Origin of the sequence: Escherichia sp. MR (assembly GCF_005280595.1) — a bacterium.
In the GTDB taxonomy this organism is placed as follows: Bacteria; Pseudomonadota; Gammaproteobacteria; order Enterobacterales; family Enterobacteriaceae; genus Escherichia; species Escherichia ruysiae.
The window spans coordinates 133,122-149,203 of the sequence record NZ_SZVK01000004.1; the positions used below are offsets into that span (position 1 = coordinate 133,122).

Genomic DNA, 16,082 nt, shown 5'->3' on the forward strand with positions numbered 1-16,082 from the left:
TCTTTTGCTTGTCGCTTTTCACTAAACGTCCGACAATTTAGCCTACCCCGGCAAAAATGGAGATGCCTATGTCCACGACATGGTTTGTAGGAGCCGACTGGCTCGCCGAACATATTGATGATCCTGAAATTCAGATTATTGATGCCCGCATGGCACCGCCCGGACAGGAAGATCGTAACGTTGCCCAGGAGTATCTCAATGGGCATATCCCCGGCGCAGTATTTTTCGATATCGAAGCTCTTTCCGATCACACCTCCCCGTTTCCGCACATGCTGCCGCGCCCGGAAACGTTCGCCGTAGCGATGCGTGAGTTAGGTGTTAATCAGGACAAACATCTGATTGTCTATGACGAAGGTAATCTTTTCTCAGCCCCGCGAGCATGGTGGATGCTGCGCACCTTTGGCGTGGAGAAAGTGTCGATTCTTGGTGGTGGACTGGCGGGCTGGCAGCGTGATGACCTGCTGTTAGAAGAAGGCGAAGTAGAACTGCCAGAAGGAGAGTTTAACACCGCCTTTAACCCGGAAGCCGTGGTGAAAGTAACCGATGTATTGCTGGCAAGCCATGAAAAAACGGCACAAATTATTGATGCCCGTCCGGCTGCGCGTTTTAACGCTGAAATTGATGAACCTCGCCCTGGTTTACGTCGCGGGCATATTCCTGGTGCGCTAAATGTTCCCTGGACGGAGCTGGTGCGTGAAGGTGAACTGAAGACGACAGATGAACTCGATGCGATATTTTTTGGTTACGGTATCAGCTATGACAAACCGATTATTGTCAGTTGCGGCTCTGGTGTAACGGCCGCCGTTGTGTTGCTGGCACTTGCTACGCTGGATGTGCCAAACGTGAAACTGTACGACGGCGCATGGAGTGAATGGGGCGCGCGAGCAGATTTACCAGTAGAACCAGTGAAATAAGCTTTTTACAGGCAACAAAAAACCGCCGAATTTGGCGGTTTTTTGTTGCTGGTCTGGTTCGCGGCCTTTCCAGCAGGTTGTATTACTGCAAGTGTATCTCGTCTACTTAATACTCGCGTTAAGCTTCAACGATGTCAAGTAGATAAAAAAGGATAGGTTTTGAATTCATTTGGCTTATTAGTCCGAATTCAGACAAATATAAAAAAATCCCGCTCAATATTTAAAATACTAACCGGTAAAAGATATTACTTAAACGTGTAAATTCACTTTTCTTAAAAAAACAAAAAACCGCCAAAATCAGGCGGTTATTTGTTGCCGGTTTGGTTCGCGGCCTTTCCAGCAGGTTGTATTACCGTAGTAATGCAAGCGCGTCTCAGCGGAGACAATACTCGCCAGTAACTCTCTTTTTGTCAAGCAAAAGAGAGTTATTATTGTTCTGTTAGTGTATTATCCACTGCGGCCCTTTCCGCCGTCTCGCAAGCGGGCGCTGGCTTAAGGAAAGGATGTTCCGCGACCGTTAAGGCAAGCGCGTCTCAGTGCTTGCTATCGCGGCAATATCGCCAGTGGTGCTGTCGTGATGCGGTCTTCGCATGGACCGCACAATGAAGATACGGTGCTTTTGTATCGTACTTATTGTTTCTGGTGCGCTGTTTTCCGAAGTAAATAATAACCGGAGTCTCTCTGGTAATAATTTACTGGTGGCTAACATCCTTCAGAGCAGCAAGTAAGCCCGAATGCCGCCCTTTTGGGCGGCATATTTTAGATTATCCGATTCTGTTTAAAATCACGCAGAAATCCACCCCAGCGACGTTCATAGAATGGCGCAATATGTTCGGTAATAAAGTGGCTAATTCCTTTTTCCCCTTTTTTCACCTGGCAAATATCAATAGGTTCATCGCCAGGTAATGTATCGGTCGCTACACTTCCCGCCGCCTGAATAATTTCTTCGATATCACCATCGGCTTCAATGCCAATAAGCAAATTAGGCTGTGCCTCTTCGCTCTCTTTAATTGAACAAATGAAAGCGCGCTTCACCGGCTTAATGGTTTTAAATAAGGTAGTGAGTGAATCAATCATTTGTGCTGGCGGCTCTGCGACTTCCGATAATATCAGCGATTCGCCGCCTTCCAGTACTTCCTGACTGCTCAGCGGATTACCCTCTTCACCGATCAGCAAACTGATTTCACGCGGCATAAATTCTTTACCGGTAGGCAGTTTGGCATTAAGGAAAAGCGTTTCGCCAAGGGTCATCTCAAACAATGTGCGAACGGGCATTACGACAAATGCCTGTTCGCCGTCAACCGCCTGTTGAAGTGCTTCTAACGAGGTGAAAAAAGGAATGACGCTGGTGCCGTCTTCTTTTTCCCAATGTTGTAAATCAAGCGCGCTATCTTCAACCACAGCCTCGCCCTGCGCCGCTGTACCTGGCACCCAGACGGTGGATTCCAGTAGAGTACGGAAAAAAGCCGGACGATGCGCCGGTTCGGTTGCTGCTTTTTCCAGCAGGTCTTCAAGTTCGTTTTTTGTTTCGGACATAAGAACCACAATTCATTCAACGTTCGGGGCGGAAGTGCCTGATGCGCTACGCTTATCAGGCCTACAAAGGAATCGCAATTTGTTGAATTTGCAATACTTTGTAGGCTGGATAAGGCGTTTACGCCGCATCCGGCATAAACGATTACGCCGTTAACAGATTAGCAATCGTGCGCACACCCAGTCCCGTTGCGCCCGCAGACCACTGTTCAACCGGCGCTTTACGGTAAGTCGCCGAACAATCTATATGCAACCAGCCTTGCTGATAGTTCTCAACAAAGTGCGACAGGAAGCCCGCCGCCGTGCTCGCGCCTGCCGGATACGCCGCGCTTCCGGTGTTGTTCAGTTCAGCAAAGTTTGACGGCAACTGGCTGCGGTGGAATTCTGCCAGCGGCAGACGCCAGAATGGTTCGTTCTCTTGCGCGGCACTCGCCAGCAAACGCCCTGCCAGCGCATCGTCAAAACTAAACAGCGCGTGATAATCATTACCCAGCGCGGTTTTCGCCGCTCCGGTCAAGGTCGCGGCATCAATAATCAGTTCTGGTTTCTGCGCACTGGCGTCAATCAGGCCATCTGCCAGCACCAGGCGCCCTTCCGCATCGGTGTTCATCACTTCGACTTTTTTACCGTTGCGATAGGTGATGATATCGCCCAGCTTGAACGCGTTGCCGCTGATCAGGTTATCCGCACAGCAGAGGAACAGCTTCACGCGCTTGTTCAGACCGCGAGTGATGGCAAATGCCAGCGCCCCAGTAACCGTTGCCGCACCGCCCATATCGGACTTCATTGAATCCATAAACGCGGTCTGTTTGATGCTGTAGCCGCCGGAATCAAAGGTGATACCTTTACCTACCAGGCACGCGTACACCGGCGCTTCTTTATCGCCAGTTGGGTTGTAATCCAGCGACAGCAATACTGGAGAACGTTCTGAACCGCGCCCGACGGTGTGCAGCCCCATATAACCTTGCTCACGCAGGTCTTCGCCTTTGGTGATCCGGTAAGTCACACGATCGCCCGCGACGTTACTGATCAGATCAACAGCACGCTGTGCCAGTTGCGATGGCCCCAGTTCTTCCGCCGGCGCGTTGATGGTGTCACGCACCCAGTCGATGATCATCAGGCGGTTATCCAGCTCCTGGCGTTGAGCATCGTCCAGATCCGGCCACTCCACTTTACGCGTGCCTTTCGGGGCTTTGTAACCTTGCCAGAATGCCCAGCAACGATCCGCATCCCAGCCTTCACCGCTTAACTGAACATGTTTGATACCCAGACCGTCAATCTTGCGCGCCGCACGCTGGATCAGCCCCAGATCGTCCGCCCCGTTCAAATGCAGGGTAATGCCATCATTATTAATGCTGTAAGTCGCTTTTTCTCCCCAGCGCGCGTCGGCAGGCTGGGTCGAGAGGGTAATTTTCATCGCTTCTGTCATTTTAGTTATCCTTATTTGTTTAACAGCAAAACGGGCCACCCCAGGCAGCCCGTTTATTCACTCAGCTTCGTCCAGCCAGACTAACAAAATCGCTTCGAGGATTTTCTCGTTAGATGCCTGCGGGTCGTCGTCGAAATCTTCCAGATCGCAAATCCACTGATGCATATCGGTGAATCGAACCGTTTTCGGGTCGAGATCGGGATACGCATCGTACAGTGCTTCGCCAATTTCGCGGCTATCGGTCCACTTAAGTCCCATACTAACCTCTGTTAATGCTCACGCGCATGGTTGATAGTGTAACGCGGAATTTCGACCACTAAATCTTCGTCAGTGACGCGCGCCTGGCAGCTTAAACGGCTTTCCGGCTCCAGCCCCCAGGCTTTGTCCAGCATGTCGTCTTCTTGCTCAGAACTTTCCGGCAGCGAGTCAAAACCTTCACGCACGATGCAGTGGCAGGTGGTGCAGGCACATGATTTTTCACAGGCGTGTTCAATCTCGATACCGTTACGCAGAGCTGCGTCGAGAATGGTTTCACCGCTATTAGCTTCCAGAACAGCGCCATCAGGGCAGAGATCCTGATGAGGCAAAATAACAATCTTTGGCATATTAAACCTCGTCCACGGAATGGCCTTTCAGCGCACGACGAACCGACTGGTCCATGCGGCGAGCGGCGAAATCCTGGGTTTGTTTGTCTACGTTTTTAATCGCTTGTTCGATGGCATCAACGTCATCGCCCTGCGCCACTTCACTCAGATGAGCGGCAGCATCGTCAATGACCTGACGCTCTGCGGCGCTTAACAGCGCGGCATCAGCAGCCAGCGCACCGTTCAGGCTTTCCAGTACGCGTGCCGCTTCGACTTTTTGTTCTGCCAGCATACGGGCTTTTACGTCCTGCTCGGCATAGCTCATTGAGTCTTTGATCATTGAGGCGATTTCGCTGTCAGTCAGACCATAAGACGGTTTGACCTGAATAGACGCCTCAACGCCGGTGGATTTTTCCATCGCCGTCACGCTCAAAAGACCGTCGGCATCGACCTGGAACGTTACGCGAATATGCGCGCCGCCAGCTGGTAACGCCGGGATACCACGCAGCGCAAAACGCGCCAGCGAACGGCAGTCCTGCACCAGTTCACGTTCACCCTGCATAACATGGATAGACATCGCTGTCTGGCCATCTTTGAAAGTGGTGAAATCCTGGGCACGAGCCACCGGAATCGTGGTATTACGCGGGATCACTTTCTCCACCAGGCCGCCCATGGTTTCGAGGCCCAGCGACAGCGGGATCACATCAAGCAGCAGCATTTCGCTGTCCGGCTTGTTACCCACCAGAATATCCGCCTGAATCGCCGCGCCAATGGCCACAACTTTATCTGGGTCGATGGAAGTCAGCGGTGGACGACCGAAAAACTCGCCCACTCGTTCACGCACCAGCGGCACGCGAGTAGAACCGCCAACCATCACCACTTCCAGTACTTCATCAGCCTCTACGCCCGCGTCTTTCAACGCACGACGACAGGCCAATAAGGTACGTTTTACCAGCGGTGCGATCAGTTCGTTGAATTGTTCACGGCTGATTTCGCCCTGCCAGCCCGCGACGTTAACGGTCACAGAGTCCGCATCGCTCAGCGCGATTTTGGCTGCAATGGCGGCATCCAGCAGTTCACGCTGAACACGGTTATCGCTACGGTCAGGAATGCCCGCCTGCTCGCGAATGTAATCCGCCAGCAGATGGTCAAAGTCATCGCCGCCGAGCGCGGAATCACCGCCGGTCGCCAGCACTTCAAACACGCCGCGACTTAAGCGCAGAATGGATATATCAAAAGTCCCGCCGCCAAGGTCATAAACGGCGATCACACCTTCCTGACCGGAATCCAACCCGTAGGCGATAGCCGCAGCGGTCGGTTCGTTAAGCAGGCGCAGGACGTGCAGGCCAGCCAGGCGCGCGGCATCTTTGGTGCCCTGACGCTGGGCATCGTCAAAGTACGCCGGAACGGTGATAACCACACCATCCAGCTCGCCGGCCAGGGCTTCAGTTGCCCGGGCCGCCAGTGCTTTGAGGATGTCCGCAGAAACGCGCACCGGGTTCAGCAACCCCGCCACCGTTTCAATCATTGGCAGGCCGTTTTCGCTGGCCTGAAATTGATAAGGCAGATGCGAATAGCGTTGCTGGATATCAGCCAGCGAGCGCCCCATCAGGCGTTTAACAGAACTAATGGTGTTGGCGGTATCAAGCGCAGCGTTAGTACGCGCGTCATAACCCACCGAATGCCCTTGCTGTTGATAGTGAACAACAGACGGCAGCAGGTGACGGCCTTCATGGTCGGCTAACGTTTCGGCCTGACCGCTGCGTACTGTCGCCACCAGCGAGTTGGTTGTGCCCAGGTCGATACCGGCCGCCAGACGACGCTGATGCGGCGCAGCACTCAAACCAGGTTCACTAATTTGTAATAAGGCCATGTTTAGCTTCCAGAAATTAAAAATCGAGCAGTTTTTCTTCGAGTTGTTCGGCACTGCTTCGCAGTTTATCGAGAAAACGCAGCTTACGCACGGTATCCGCCGCCGCGTCCCACGTCTCGTTGTCTAACTGTTCAACCATCAACTGATGGCGGGTATCAAACATCTTTTTCACACGTTTGATAAAGCTTTCCAGCCGCGCTTCATCTTTCGCCTGTTCGATCTCGTCCAGTTCTTCGCGCAGTTCCAGCTGTTCCATCAGGAACGCGGTATCACGCACAGTATGCTGCTCGCTGGCGAGATCAAAACCGTGCAACGAAAGCAGGTATTCTGCCCGCATCAATGGATGACGCAGCGTTTGCCATGCCTGGTTAATGGTTGCAGATTGCTGTACGGCGGCGAGTTGTTCCGCCTGGCTTCCGCTGGCGAATTTATCAGGATGATACTGACGTTGTAGATCCTGAAAACGCAGGCTCAGTGCCTGGGTATCGAGTTGATAACGGGCAGGCAAGCCAAAGAGGGTGAAGTAATTCATAACATTCTCAGGGCTGCGATCCGCCGCGATGGCGGCGAACCAGGTAAAACAAACCCCACGCGCAGGCGACCACGGTGGGGTTATCGGTATGCGCATCAGACGTGGAAGCTTTCGCCGCAACCACATTCATCTTTGACGTTCGGGTTGGTGAATTTAAACCCTTCGTTCAGGCCTTCTTTTACGAAGTCCAGTTGCGTACCGTCCAGAAATTGCAGGCTTTTTCCATCGACCACGACTTTCACGCCTTTGTCTTCAAACACGATGTCTTCCGGCGTCGGTTCGTCAACAAATTCCAGTACATAAGCCATACCTGAACACCCGGAGGTTCTCACGCCCAGACGCAGGCCAAACCCTTTACCACGGTTAGCCAGAAAGGTATTTACTCGCGCTGCTGCACTGTCGCTCAGTGTAATCGACATAACCAAACCTCAACTCTTATTTTGCTTCACGTTTGCTTTTATAGTCCGCAATGGCGGCTTTGATCGCGTCTTCTGCCAGAATAGAACAGTGAATTTTCACCGGCGGCAGTTCAAGTTCTTCAGCAATATCGGTGTTTTTGATCGCCTGTGCTTCGTCCAGAGATTTCCCTTTCACCCATTCGGTCACCAGGGAGCTGGAAGCGATAGCGGAACCGCAGCCGTAAGTTTTAAAACGCGCGTCTTCAATGATACCTTCATCGTTGACTTTAATCTGCAACTTCATCACGTCGCCACAGGCCGGTGCACCCACCATGCCGCTGCCCACGTTCTCGTCGTTGTTGTCAAAAGAACCCACGTTACGCGGATTCTCGTAATGGTCGATAACTTTTTCGCTGTAAGCCATTATAAATTCTCCTGATTCCGATACCGATTAATGATGAGCCCATTCGATGCTGTTCAGATCCACGCCCTGCTTGTACATTTCCCACAGCGGAGAAAGGTCACGCAGACGACCGATGGATTTACGAACTAACTCGATGGTGTAGTCGATCTCTTCTTCAGTAGTAAAACGACCTAAAGAGAAACGGATAGAGCTATGTGCCAGCTCGTCGTTCAGCCCCAGCGCGCGCAGCACATAGGACGGTTCGAGGCTTGCCGACGTACAGGCGGAACCTGAAGAAACCGCGAGGTCTTTCAGCGCCATAATCAGCGACTCACCTTCAACGTAGTTAAAGCTGACGTTGAGAATGTTCGGCGCACCATGTTCCAGGTCACCGTTCAGGTAAACTTCTTCGATATCTTTGATGCCGTTCCACAGACGGTTACGCAGACCGCGCAGACGTTCCATCTCGGTCGCCATCTCTTCTTTTGCGATGCGATAGGCTTCGCCCATACCGACGATCTGGTGAACAGGCAAAGTGCCGGAACGCATACCGCGCTCGTGACCGCCGCCGTGCATTTGAGCTTCAATGCGTACGCGCGGTTTACGACGCACATACAGCGCACCGATACCTTTCGGGCCATAGATTTTGTGACCGGAGAAAGACATCAGGTCAACTTTCAACTGGCTCAGGTCGATAGGCAGTTTGCCCACGCTCTGGGTTGCATCAACGTGATAGATAATGCCGCGAGCACGGCACATTTCGCCGATAGCCGCGATATCCTGTACCACGCCGATTTCGTTATTTACGTGCATGATAGAAACGAGGATGGTGTCGTCACGCATCGCTGCTTCAAGTTCTTTCAGGTCGATAATGCCGTTACGCTGCGGTGCCAGGTAAGTGACTTCAAAACCTTCGCGCTCCAGCTGACGGCAGGTGTCCAGTACCGCTTTGTGTTCGGTTTTGCTGGTGATGATGTGCTTGCCTTTTTTCTGATAAAAGTTGGCTGCACCTTTGATTGCCAGGTTGTCAGATTCGGTTGCACCAGAGGTAAAAACGATTTCACGCGGGTCAGCACCGACCAGATCGGCAATCTGATTACGGGCGATATCTACGGCTTCTTCAGCCTGCCAGCCGAAACGGTGAGAACGGGAGGCCGGGTTACCAAAGGTTCCGTCCATCGTCATAAACTGCATCATTTTCTCGGCAACACGCGGGTCCACCGGCGTGGTTGCGGAGTAGTCGAGATAAATCGGTAATTTCATTGCTCTATAAACTCCGTACATCACTCAATGCAAGGAATCAGGCTACCGGCTGGATGTACGACCGTGTTTACGGAGCGCGATACGCCCCGGCCTGATTCTGAATACTTTTTATCTTTTATGCGCGCAACTTAACGTCGATCGCGTCTTGTGTGCGGCTGCGTGGCGCGTCGTGAGTATGCTGACGACCAGACACATCCAGCACTTCCTGGTTATTAACCAGTTCGCCTAAAGTAATGTTGTTGAGAAAACCGGTGAGACGGTCGCTCAAATCACGCCACAGCGCGTGGGTCAGGCATTTATCGCCGCCCTGGCAGCCGCCTTTACCCTGACAACGGGTGGCATCTACAGATTCGTCAACGGCGCTAATCACTTCGCCAACGGCGATGCTGCTGGCATCTTTGCCCAACAGATAACCACCGCCAGGTCCACGTACGCTGGAAACCAGACCATTTTTACGCAGACGGGAAAACAGTTGTTCCAGATAGGAAAGGGAAATTCCCTGACGTTCGGAAATATCAGCCAACGGTACCGGGCCTGCTTCGGAGTTGAGCGCAACGTCCAGCATTGCGGTCACGGCATAGCGCCCTTTAGATGTCAGTCTCATGTCTTACTTCACCTCAAACTCGCCCCTGCCCGGGGTTTTTTATTGTAAAAGTGGGGGTATTGCATAGCAGGGTCAAGTCTGACATTCCCGAGTAATTTGGTCAACTATTTACTTGACTGATTTAGTCGGGTATTTAACCTTCAGTGCCATTTTTTATCGTGGCGTTTGTACCTATTATAGGATGCGGCGTGAACGCCTTATCCGACCTGGGGTTCTGTACACTTCCAGGCCTGATAAGACGCGATAAGTGTCGCATCCGGCGACGACTGTTATTCAGCCTTGTTACCTTTGTTTTGCTGCTCAATGGAAGCCAGAATCCCGCGCAGGATATTCAACTCCTGGCTTTCCGGGCGCGCACGGGTAAACAGACGGCGCAATTTATTCATCACCTGCCCCGGATGGTTTTCACGAATAAAGCCGGTTGCCAGCAGCGTTTGCTCCAGATGACCGTAAAAACGCTCAAGATCATCGACCAGCGGATACGGCGTCTCTTCATACTCAACCTGCTCGCCGTTTTCCTGAGTCGCCAGCCAGGCCATGCGCACTTCATACGCAATAACCTGAACCGCCATCGCCAGGTTCAGCGAGCTGTATTCCGGGTTAGCGGCAATCGCGACATGATAATGGCATTTCTGCAACTCTTCATTGGTCAAGCCGACGCGCTCGCGACCAAAAACCAGCGCCACCGGGGTATTTGCCGCTTCAGCGACGCTTTTCAGACCGCATTCGCGCGGGTCGAGCATCGGCCACGGCAGCGTGCGGGAGCGTGCGCTGGTGCCAACCACCAGGCTACAACCGGCTAACGCTTCGTCGAGCGTATCGACGATGTGAGCATTACCAATCACATCGCTGGCTCCCGCCGCCAGCGCGATGGCCTGAGAGTCAGGTTTCACCAGTGGATTAACCAACCACAGATTGGTTAATCCCATTGTTTTCATGGCACGGGCAACAGAACCCATATTGCCGGTGTGTGACGTCTCCACCAGCACAATTCGAATATTTTGCAGCATTGTCTTTCTTCGTCTAAAGATTATTCGCGCATCTTATCATAAAACGAAGACAGATGCCGATCTCGCTGCTATACTCTGCGCCGTTTTCCCGTTCTTTAACATCCAGTGAGAGAGACCGATGCATCCGATGCTGAACATCGCCGTGCGCGCAGCGCGTAAGGCGGGTAATTTAATTGCCAAAAACTATGAAACCCCGGACGCTGTAGAAGCGAGCCAGAAAGGCAGCAACGATTTCGTGACCAACGTAGATAAAGCTGCCGAAGCGGTGATTATCGACACGATTCGTAAATCTTACCCGCAGCACACCATCATCACCGAAGAAAGCGGTGAACTTGAAGGTACTGATCAGGATGTTCAATGGGTTATCGATCCACTGGATGGCACTACCAACTTTATCAAACGTCTGCCGCACTTCGCGGTATCTATCGCTGTTCGTATCAAAGGCCGCACCGAAGTTGCTGTGGTTTACGATCCTATGCGTAACGAACTGTTCACCGCGACTCGCGGTCAGGGCGCACAGTTAAACGGCTATCGTCTGCGCGGCAGCACCGCTCGCGATCTCGACGGTACTATTCTGGCGACCGGTTTCCCTTTCAAAGCGAAACAGTACGCAACCACCTACATCAATATCGTTGGCAAACTGTTTAGCGAATGCGCTGACTTCCGTCGTACCGGTTCTGCGGCGCTGGATCTGGCTTACGTAGCCGCTGGTCGCGTTGACGGTTTCTTCGAAATTGGTCTGCGCCCGTGGGACTTCGCCGCAGGCGAACTGCTGGTTCGTGAAGCAGGCGGTATCGTCAGCGATTTCACCGGTGGTCATAACTACATGCTGACCGGTAACATCGTTGCCGGTAACCCACGCGTAGTAAAAGCCATGCTGTCAAATATGCGTGACGAGTTAAGCGACGCTCTGAAGCGTTAATGACTCTGGCGGGTGATATCACTCACCCGCCCTCGCCTTTCAGGCGCTATTCCGAAATACTTCCTCACCGCTTTACTTTCTTTCGCCGCTCTCCCACCATCTTTCCCCGATTAATGGATTATAAAGAAGTCGCAAGGAAAGGTTATGGCACTGCCAGTGAACAAACGCGTTCTCAAAATTCTGTTTATCCTCTTTGTTGTTGCCTTCTGCATTTATTTAGTACCGCGCGTTGCCATCAACTTCTTCTATTACCCTGACGACAAAATTTACGGTCCCGAACCCTGGTCTGCAGAATCCGTCGAATTTACGGCTAAGGACGGTACTCGTCTGCAAGGCTGGTTTATCCCCTCTGCGACGGGTTCCGCTGACAACGCCATCGCAACCATCATTCATGCTCACGGCAATGCCGGAAACATGTCCGCCCACTGGCCGCTGGTCAGTTGGTTACCCAAGCGTAATTTCAACGTTTTTATGTTTGATTATCGCGGGTTTGGTAAATCAAAAGGCACGCCGTCCCAGGCTGGATTACTGGACGATACGCTAAGCGCCATCAGCGTGGTGCGCCATCGCAGTGATGTAAACCCACAACGGCTGGTGCTGTTCGGGCAGAGTATTGGAGGAGCGAATATTCTTGATGTTATTGGTCAGGGAGGTAGTGAGGGCATACGTGCGGTGATCCTCGACTCCACATTTGCCTCTTATGCGACCATCGCCAACCAGATGATCCCTGGCAGTGGCTACTTACTTGATGAGAGTTATAGCGGCGAAAATTACATCGCCAGCGTCAGCCCGATCCCGCTTTTACTGATTCACGGTAAAGCCGATCACGTTATCCCGTGGCAGCACAGTGAAAAGTTATATGCTCTGGCGAAAGAGCCAAAACGCCTGATTCTGATCCCTGACGGCGAACACATTGATGCCTTTTCCGATCGTCATGGTGATGTTTATCGTGAGCAGATGGTGGATTTTATCCTCAGTGCGTTGAATCCCGGGAATTCCCCCTAAGAATAAAACAGCAATAAATCACATTAAGACATGGTATTAAACTGGTCATATCCGTTTATATCGATAAAAATTCTGTGATGTCTGCCAGCATTTCTGATAATTAGCATTCCATTCCCCATTTCCCTAAGCAAACTTTAGCTATTCTTATCAATTATGCTTATGGGAGATCTACAGATGATGTCTACACTTGCTCCACCATCTGTCCTTTCTGCTCCCCAGCGCCGCTGCCAGATCTTGCTGACACTATTTCAGCCGGGGTTGACCGCCACCACGGCCACTCTCAGCGAGCTTAATGGTGTGGATGATAATATTGCGGTTCGCGATATCAGCGAAACAGGACGGGAAATCCTCCGCTATCACCAGCTCACGCTCACTACTGGTTATGACGGTAGCTACCGGGTTGAAGGTACAGTACTTAACCAACGTTTATGTTTATTTCACTGGCTACGACGCGGTTTTCGTTTATGTCCATCATTCATCACCAGCCGTTTCACTCCAGCCTTAAAGGAAGAACTGAAGCGCCGGGGGATTGCTCGCAACTTTTACGACGATACCAACCTGCAAGCTTTAGTTAATCTCTGTGCACGACGGTTGCAAAAATGCTTTGAAGCACGTGATGTTCATTTTCTGTGCCTGTATCTGCAATATTGCCTGCTACAACATCATGCCGGGATCTCGCCACAATTTAACCCACTGCAACGTCGATGGGCTGAGTCCTGTCTTGAGTTTCAGATAGCACAGGAAATTGGTCGCCACTGGCAACGGCGGGCACGCCAGCCTGTACCACCAGATGAGCCTTTGTTTATGGCGTTGCTCTTTTCCATGTTGCAAGTTCCCAATCCGCTGCAAGATGCTCATCAGCGCGATCGGCAATTACGCCAGGCCATTGTTCGTTTGGTACAACGTTTTCGTGAGCAGGGAAATGTTCGTTTCTATGATGAACAGGGGTTATGCGATCAGCTTTATACTCATCTCGCTCAGGCATTACGCCGCAGTTTGTTTACCATCGGTATTGATAACACCTTGCCAGAAGAGTTCAGCCGACTTTACCCACGCCTGGTTCGTACAACTCGCGCGGCGCTGGCCGGGTTTGAAAGTGAATACAATGTCCGTTTTTCCGATGAGGAAAGTGGCCTTGTGGCGGTGATTTTCGGCGCATGGCTGATGCAAGCAAATGAAATTAACGAAAAAAAGATTATTTTGCTGACGGGCAATGACAGTGAAAGAGAAGCGAATATTGAGCAGCAATTGCGCGAACTTACACTATTGCCACTCAATATTAAGCATATATCGGTGAAGACATTTTTACGAAATGGCGCCCCGAGAAACACGGTGCTGATTATTACACCTTATACCATCCCTTTACCGCTCTTTTCGCCGCCGCTGATTCATACGAATCAGATCCTGACCGTACACCAACAGGAGCAGATCCGTAAAATGCTGGAATAGTCAGCATGAGGGAACCACTTTCGGGCGCAAAAACATTGCCGGAAGCGCCACCAGCGCCATCACCCAAAACACGCCATGTCCGAGATATTGATACAGGAAACCGGCGAAGACGGTCATGATAGCGATACTGCCGCCCATCGCGACGGCAGAATAAACCGCCTGTAAACGGATAACCTCGCTTCCCTGACGAGCAGCAATGTAGCGCATGGCGGCCAGGTGGCACACAGTAAAGGTGCCGCAATGCAGAATTTGCACCACTATCAACCACGCTAGCTCAGTGGTTGCCCCCATAATGCCCCAACGTACTACCCCGCAAATCGCCGAGATCAACAACATATCGCGGGCGCTACAGCGACGAAAAAGTTTGTTACTCAGCGCAAAGATAATGACTTCCGCCACTACACCAAGCGACCATAAATAGCCCACCGCCGAAGCCGAGTAACCCGCAGCCTGCCAGTATATGGCGCTAAACCCGTAATATGCCGCGTGCGCCCCCTGCAATAGACAAACGCAGGCCAGAAAGCGCCAGTTCTGGCGAACCAGCGCCAGCCAGGCCGGCCACCCCGTGCTCTCCTGCTGGCGGCTCTCCCCTTGCGGTTGAATGGTCGGGCGAATCAGAAAACCAAGTAGCATGGATGCCACGCCCAACGTCAACAGCGCGAGGATCACCCGATAATCAAACACGCTGACCAGTTTGCCCGTCAGCGCCGAACCAATGACAAACGCCACTGAGCCCCAAAGTCGCACTTTGCCGTAATCAAGCGGGAACTGCTTTTGCCAGGTATTCGCCAGCGCGTCAGTTAACGGCACCAGCGGTGAGAAAAAGAGGTTAAAACCAACCATCACAAGCATCAGCCATGCCACATGCGCGCCAGCCCAGAAGGCGATGGCGAACAGCAGTGTCAACAACGCCAGTACACGAAGTGCAGAAATCAGGCGAGAAGGATCGCTGACGCGGGGCGCAATTATCAAACTGCCGAGAAAACGGGCAACCAGCCCTGCCCCCAACAACAGGCCGATAGTTTCTGGCGTTAAGCCAATCCCCTTAAGCCAGACGCTCCAGAAAGGTAGAAAAATACCGTAGCTAAAAAAGTATGTGAAATAACCGAGCGCCAGCCAGCGCGTGGATTGCAAAACCATGAGTCCCTCCCGTCAGGAGGCGTTAGTCTGAAGTTAATCGAATGTTGTTGCAAGTTGAAAAATAAGAAAATCAGGGCCACTTCCAGTACACCATTCTGGAAAAAATTATCGTTAATACCACTAACAAAATATCACCTACAGAAAATGTGCTGGATGTTGACCTGGATAATTACCAAATTTCTCATCTGCTGAGGCGTGGCGAGGTGCGAGTGTGTGTATTACGTTTAAATCACATTATCTTGCAAAGGGATTGGTTATGAACACACTACGTTATTTTGATTTTGGCGCAGCCCGCCCCGTGTTGTTATTAATTGCTCGTATTGCCGTCATCTTAATTTTCATTATTTTTGGTTTTCCCAAAATGATGGGCTTTGACGGTACGGTACAATATATGGCCTCGCTGGGTGCGCCGATGCCGATGCTGGCAGCCATTATTGCGGTAGTTATGGAAGTCCCCGCCGCGATATTAATCGTGCTTGGCTTTTTCACCCGTCCGCTGGCGGTGCTGTTTATTTTCTACACTCTGGGTACTGCGGTGATTGGTCACCATTACTGGGATATGTCCGGGGATGCAGTCGGGCCAAATATGATTAATTTCTGGAAGAATGTCAGTATTGCTGGCGCATTCCTGCTGCTGGCAATTACCGGGCCGGGGGCGATTTCTCTCGATCGACGTTAGGAAAGACGCCGGATGCGGCCTACAGATCCAACACCGATTGTAGGCCTGATAAGACGCGATAAGCGTCGCATCAGGCATGGTGCACCGATTGCTACAAAATTGAAATTACCCGCATCCGGCATTCTATAAATTACAGCAACTCAACCCGCAACGACATCTCTGAGGTTGTTGACTCCCCCGGCGCAAGTGCAACGAGGTCACCACCTTCCAGGCGATGATGGTCATCCGGCGCATGGCTCATCGGTTCCAGACAGAAGAAATCAAACGCGGTGATGCTGCCAACTTACTGATTTAGTGTATGATGGTGTTTTTGAGGTGCTCCAGTGGCTTCTGTTTCTATCAGC

18 protein-coding genes and 1 pseudogene are annotated in these 16,082 nt (G+C 51.8%); 6 read left to right on the forward strand and 13 right to left on the reverse strand.

From position 1 onward, the window contains the following. Positions 1-68: 68 nt before the first annotated feature. Both sseA and timP read left to right on the forward strand, forming a co-directional pair. Positions 69-914: a 3-mercaptopyruvate sulfurtransferase gene (gene sseA, locus FC814_RS03365; protein ID WP_000108601.1), complete on the forward strand. Its 846-nt coding sequence runs from the start codon at positions 69-71 to the stop codon at positions 912-914. 602 nt (positions 915-1,516) lie between these two features. Then, positions 1,517-1,642 carry a small toxic inner membrane protein TimP gene (gene timP / locus FC814_RS23060; protein WP_249940739.1) on the forward strand — a complete coding sequence of 42 codons (126 nt, stop codon included), beginning with the start codon at positions 1,517-1,519 and terminating at the stop codon, positions 1,640-1,642. 31 nt (positions 1,643-1,673) lie between these two features. On the opposite strand, the gene sseB is transcribed toward timP, so the two are convergent. The 11 genes from sseB to trmJ form a co-directional block, all read right to left on the reverse strand. Beyond that, entirely contained in the window at positions 1,674-2,450 is a 777-nt protein-coding gene (gene sseB, locus FC814_RS03370; protein WP_021551223.1) for an enhanced serine sensitivity protein SseB, read from the reverse strand. 142 nt (positions 2,451-2,592) lie between these two features. After that, positions 2,593-3,876 carry an aminopeptidase PepB gene (gene pepB / locus FC814_RS03375; protein WP_021551224.1) on the reverse strand — a complete coding sequence of 428 codons (1,284 nt, stop codon included), beginning with the start codon at positions 3,874-3,876 and terminating at the stop codon, positions 2,593-2,595. A gap of 57 nt (positions 3,877-3,933) precedes the next feature. Beyond that, positions 3,934-4,134, reverse strand: a complete 201-nt coding sequence (gene iscX, locus FC814_RS03380; RefSeq protein ID WP_000523616.1) for a Fe-S cluster assembly protein IscX — start codon at positions 4,132-4,134, stop codon at positions 3,934-3,936. A gap of 11 nt (positions 4,135-4,145) precedes the next feature. Beyond that, on the reverse strand, positions 4,146-4,481 hold the full coding sequence (gene fdx / locus FC814_RS03385) for an ISC system 2Fe-2S type ferredoxin (protein WP_001124469.1): 336 nt from the start codon (positions 4,479-4,481) through the stop codon (positions 4,146-4,148). A 1-nt stretch (position 4,482) separates the two neighbouring features. Further along, positions 4,483-6,333: a Fe-S protein assembly chaperone HscA gene (gene hscA, locus FC814_RS03390; RefSeq protein ID WP_137325514.1), complete on the reverse strand. Its 1,851-nt coding sequence runs from the start codon at positions 6,331-6,333 to the stop codon at positions 4,483-4,485. 16 nt (positions 6,334-6,349) lie between these two features. Further along, positions 6,350-6,865, reverse strand: coding sequence for a co-chaperone HscB (gene hscB / locus FC814_RS03395; RefSeq protein ID WP_137325515.1), 516 nt, complete (start codon positions 6,863-6,865; stop codon positions 6,350-6,352). 95 nt (positions 6,866-6,960) lie between these two features. Further along, the gene (gene iscA, locus FC814_RS03400) at positions 6,961-7,284 is read right to left on the reverse strand and encodes an iron-sulfur cluster assembly protein IscA (protein WP_000028953.1); all 324 of its coding nucleotides are present in this window, start codon (positions 7,282-7,284) and stop codon (positions 6,961-6,963) included. Positions 7,285-7,300: 16 nt separating this feature from the next. Beyond that, entirely contained in the window at positions 7,301-7,687 is a 387-nt protein-coding gene (iscU, locus tag FC814_RS03405; RefSeq protein ID WP_000331707.1) for a Fe-S cluster assembly scaffold IscU, read from the reverse strand. A 27-nt stretch (positions 7,688-7,714) separates the two neighbouring features. After that, positions 7,715-8,929, reverse strand: a complete 1,215-nt coding sequence (gene iscS / locus FC814_RS03410; protein WP_001295373.1) for a cysteine desulfurase — start codon at positions 8,927-8,929, stop codon at positions 7,715-7,717. A 115-nt stretch (positions 8,930-9,044) separates the two neighbouring features. Then, entirely contained in the window at positions 9,045-9,533 is a 489-nt protein-coding gene (gene iscR / locus FC814_RS03415; protein WP_001241355.1) for a Fe-S cluster assembly transcriptional regulator IscR, read from the reverse strand. 269 nt (positions 9,534-9,802) lie between these two features. After that, the gene (gene trmJ / locus FC814_RS03420) at positions 9,803-10,543 is read right to left on the reverse strand and encodes a tRNA (cytosine(32)/uridine(32)-2'-O)-methyltransferase TrmJ (protein WP_000940022.1); all 741 of its coding nucleotides are present in this window, start codon (positions 10,541-10,543) and stop codon (positions 9,803-9,805) included. Between the two features lie 118 nt (positions 10,544-10,661). Here trmJ and suhB point away from each other — a divergent pair, with 118 nt between their 5' ends. The 3 genes from suhB (at position 10,662) to csiE (ending at position 13,919) form a co-directional block, all read left to right on the forward strand. Beyond that, positions 10,662-11,465: an inositol-1-monophosphatase gene (suhB, locus tag FC814_RS03425; protein ID WP_000553455.1), complete on the forward strand. Its 804-nt coding sequence runs from the start codon at positions 10,662-10,664 to the stop codon at positions 11,463-11,465. Positions 11,466-11,609: 144 nt separating this feature from the next. After that, on the forward strand, positions 11,610-12,470 hold the full coding sequence (locus FC814_RS03430; protein ID WP_137325516.1) for an alpha/beta hydrolase: 861 nt from the start codon (positions 11,610-11,612) through the stop codon (positions 12,468-12,470). A 174-nt stretch (positions 12,471-12,644) separates the two neighbouring features. Beyond that, positions 12,645-13,919, forward strand: a complete 1,275-nt coding sequence (gene csiE / locus FC814_RS03435) for a stationary phase inducible protein CsiE (RefSeq protein ID WP_137325517.1) — start codon at positions 12,645-12,647, stop codon at positions 13,917-13,919. On the opposite strand, the gene FC814_RS03440 is transcribed toward csiE, so the two are convergent. Continuing rightward, complete coding sequence (locus FC814_RS03440; protein WP_000244170.1) at positions 13,920-15,059, reverse strand: 3-phenylpropionate MFS transporter; 1,140 nt, start codon at positions 15,057-15,059, stop codon at positions 13,920-13,922. It lies immediately after the preceding gene. Between the two features lie 256 nt (positions 15,060-15,315). Between FC814_RS03440 and FC814_RS03445 the strand changes: the two genes are divergently transcribed. Continuing rightward, complete coding sequence (locus FC814_RS03445) at positions 15,316-15,738, forward strand: DoxX family protein (protein ID WP_001094719.1); 423 nt, start codon at positions 15,316-15,318, stop codon at positions 15,736-15,738. Positions 15,739-15,868: 130 nt separating this feature from the next. Here FC814_RS03445 and FC814_RS03450 read toward each other — a convergent pair. Next, positions 15,869-16,006 (reverse strand): annotated as a pseudogene (locus FC814_RS03450) (aldose 1-epimerase); the annotation flags it as partial. Positions 16,007-16,082: the final 76 nt, after the last annotated feature.